The 2,435-nt window shown below is 65.3% G+C and carries 4 protein-coding genes; 2 read left to right on the plus strand and 2 right to left on the minus strand.

Features of this window, described 5'->3' with window-relative positions; genetic code table 11:
- Together VET27_RS16470 and VET27_RS16475 are read left to right on the plus strand one after the other, a co-directional pair.
- On the plus strand, positions 1-562 hold a 562-nt coding region (locus tag VET27_RS16470; RefSeq protein ID WP_526519986.1), incomplete at its 5' end, for a polyamine aminopropyltransferase.
- A gap of 62 nt (positions 563-624) precedes the next feature.
- Positions 625-774, plus strand: coding sequence for a hypothetical protein (locus VET27_RS16475; protein ID WP_526519988.1), 150 nt, complete (start codon positions 625-627; stop codon positions 772-774).
- Between the two features lie 310 nt (positions 775-1,084).
- On the opposite strand, the gene VET27_RS16480 is transcribed toward VET27_RS16475, so the two are convergent.
- A complete protein-coding gene (locus tag VET27_RS16480; RefSeq protein ID WP_526519990.1) occupies positions 1,085-1,399 on the minus strand; it encodes a hypothetical protein in 315 nt (104 codons plus the stop codon).
- Between the two features lie 37 nt (positions 1,400-1,436).
- A complete protein-coding gene (locus VET27_RS16485) occupies positions 1,437-2,207 on the minus strand; it encodes an SDR family NAD(P)-dependent oxidoreductase (protein ID WP_526519992.1) in 771 nt (256 codons plus the stop codon).
- Positions 2,208-2,435: the final 228 nt, after the last annotated feature.

Below are 2,435 nucleotides of genomic sequence, written 5' to 3' on the forward strand. Positions count from 1 at the left end.
GGAGCTGGCGCGGCTGGCACTGGCGAGGACGCCGGGACCGGGCCTGGACGTGATCGTTGGTGGGCTAGGCCTCGGCTATACCGCTCAAGAAGCGTTGGAGTGCAAACGGATTCGGACACTGACAGTTATCGAATACTCCGATGCGGTCATCGACTGGCACGAACGCAACTTGTTACCGGATACGGCTGGCCTGGCCGTCGACAGCCGCGTCGCCCTGGTGTGCGCGGACTTCTTCGCCGCTTCCACGAGCGTGGTGGGATTCGATCCGCAGCACCGTTGCCGAACCTATGACGCGATCCTGCTCGACATCGACCACTCGCCGCGCCACCCGCTCCACGATCCGCACGCCGACTTCTACACCCTTGACGGTCTACGAGCCGCATCCGCTCATATCGTCCCGGGTGGCACGTTCGCCATGTGGTCCGACGATGCACCGGACAAGGACTTCAGCGCGGTCCTCGAAACCGTCTTCACCGAGGTCGAGGCCCAGCAGGTCTGGTTCGACAACCCGCTCACCGAAGGCCGGTCAGCCAACACCATTTACCTTGCGACACGGGCATGACCTGCGCGGTAGGCGCAGGAGGCTCGGGCAGGCTGTTGAGCGCGCCGCCGTCTCCTTCTGGGATGAAGTCGCCATACACGTTCAGGGTCAGCGTGAAGGTGCTCAATGGCGAGTCCCTCGATCTCCCCCTAGACAAGGCCGAGCACGTCGCCGAGGACCTGCGGGCTATGGGGCACACGGTCGCACCTACCGACCTGGACTTCGGTTGGTAGGGGGTAAGCGGTGATGGACGACCACTACTTCGAGACCAAGATGGCCGGGCCCCGACGGCGGCGAGATCGACTTTCCGGATGAGTTCGCCTATGCCTAAGCCGAATCCGCCGAGCCGACCGCCCAAGCTATCGGCGACCTGATCTGTGAGGCACTGAAGAACGCGACCATCAATTTGCGCCTTCGTCAGCAACTGTGAGGTCCTCGCACCGCGGACATGTTTTCCGGGTGGACTTTGGGCCGTGCCGCAGACCGATTCCGCCAACCATCGCATAGCGCGACAAACGCAACCCAGTGGTGCGCCATCGTGCATCATCCGGTACTGCGAAGCAGACGCTCGGCTCTCCCAAAGGGTTGATACGCCTGCCGCTTGTTGCCGAGTTGTTCGCCCAGTTCGGGGATTTCGATCGGCACGCCAAGGTTGGGGGCGGCTGCTCGCGCGATATCGGCCACCGCGATAGGACGCGGCGGGATCGGGTAGGCCCGGCGGCCGATGACCAGCCAACCACCGCCACCGGAGGTGACGCCGCCGAGCAGATCACCAACCAGTGCCGGCGGTAGGGTATCGCGACCCAGGTGCGGAAGGGTCCCTTTTCGCCGATGCTTGCCTGGTGCGGTCGTCGACAATGCGGCTGGACGCTGGGACGCTGGGACGCCGTCAACATCACGCGCGTGGCCAGGTCTCCGGGAGGCCGTGCCCGCCGTCCGCCACCAGCACCGCTCCCGTGACGAACGCGGCGGACTCGTGCGCCAGAAACAGCACACAGGCAGCGACCTCCGCTGGAGTCCCGCTTCGTCCGATCGGGCCTGCCGCGGCGGCCGCCGCTTCGAAATCCAACTGCGAGCCGGTCGCGATGTAGCCGGGGGCAACGACGTTCACGGTTACACCGTTCGAGATGACCTCGAGGGCGAGCGCCCGAGAAAGCCCCACCAACGCCGCCTTCGCGGCGGTGTAGGTCGCCTGTCCCGGCATCGCGTTGACCGTGCCAGTGGTTGACCCGATCGAGACGATGCGACCGTACCCGGCCGCTGTCATCGTGGGAACTACGGAGCGGCACATCAGGAATGCAGTCGACAGGTTGCGCGCTAACGCCGCGTCCCAGTCGGCGAGGGTCAGGTTGGCAACATCGTCGTCGGCGTCCCAACCCGAAGCCACCGAAGTCATGCCGGCGTTGTTGACCAGCACATCGACCCGCTGCCAACGCTCTAGAGCGGCGCTTACCAGAGCCTCTGCGCCGCCTTCAACAGTCAGGTCGGCGACCACGCCGACGGCAGCATCTCCCAGCGCCGCGGCCCGCTGATGTACGCGATCTGACGTCGCGCCCAAGACGACCCGAGCACCTTCCGCGACGAGTGCCGTGGCGACGGCGGCACCAATGCCATTCGGGGAGCCGGCGCCTGTCACGATTGCCACACGATCCCGGAAACGCGTCATAGCAGCCAACCCTACAAGTGAGCAACGAGCCGAAATGGGCCTGCGACGCCAAGCATGCCTCCGTCAATGCGCCGACGTGACCGTCGCCGGCTCGTGGTGACGTCGTTCACACGGATCTGACCCCTAAAGGCTCGGTCGTCACCGACGGAACCGAAACGTGCTGTCTCCCTGCTGATGCGGGCTCATGGCCGTCACGGCAATGTCGCCCATCGCCTTCAGGATCTCGGC

Source organism: Mycobacterium sp. (genome assembly GCF_035633495.1).
Classification (GTDB): domain Bacteria; phylum Actinomycetota; class Actinomycetes; order Mycobacteriales; family Mycobacteriaceae; genus Mycobacterium.

What these genes read in the sequence shown, in the direction of transcription:
- VET27_RS16475 (WP_526519988.1), top strand. Translation starts at nt 625, where the DNA reads ATGAAGTCGCCATACACGTTCAGGGTCAGCGTGAAGGTGCTCAATGGC.
- VET27_RS16485 (WP_526519992.1), bottom strand. Translation starts at nt 2,207, where the DNA reads ATGACGCGTTTCCGGGATCGTGTGGCAATCGTGACAGGCGCCGGCTCC.